Below are 413 nucleotides of genomic sequence, written 5' to 3'. Positions count from 1 at the left end.
GTCCCCGGCCGGTCGTGGGCCGTCGGCCCTCGCGGTGCGCGCACCACCGGCCTGGCAGGTCGTGCACCCCGGTCCTCTCGGCTCGTGGCCGGTCCCCTCGGCTCGTGTCCGGTCCTCGCGGGTCGTGGCCGGTCCTCGCGGGTCGTGGCCGGTCCCCTCGGCTCGTGGCCGGTCCTCGCGGCTCGTGGCCGGTCGGCGCGGGGCGCAGCCGGTCCGGTCGTCTCGGGTCATTTGTCCGTCGTGGACACCAGCTCCTCGTCGTGGGCGTCGCCCCGGGCCGCGGGGATGCGGCCGGGCAGGAACAGAGCGGTGACGACGGCGCCGAGGACGGCGACGCCCGCACCGCACAGCGCGGTGACGTGCATGGCGTGCAGGAACGCGTCGCCCGCCGGGCCGACCAGGGCGTCGCCGCG

General features: G+C 78.2%; 1 pseudogene. It reads right to left on the bottom strand.

Going from position 1 to position 413, the window contains the following annotated elements:
• Positions 1 to 227: 227 nt before the first annotated feature.
• Positions 228 to 413: pseudogene (locus tag G3I53_RS18030) on the bottom strand (MFS transporter); the annotation flags it as partial.

The sequence above is a fragment of the Streptomyces sp. SID14436 genome (assembly GCF_010548465.1).
GTDB lineage: Bacteria > Actinomycetota > Actinomycetes > Streptomycetales > Streptomycetaceae > Streptomyces.
Note: the sequence above shows the minus strand (reverse complement) of the source record. Positions and strands in the feature narration are given on the sequence as shown.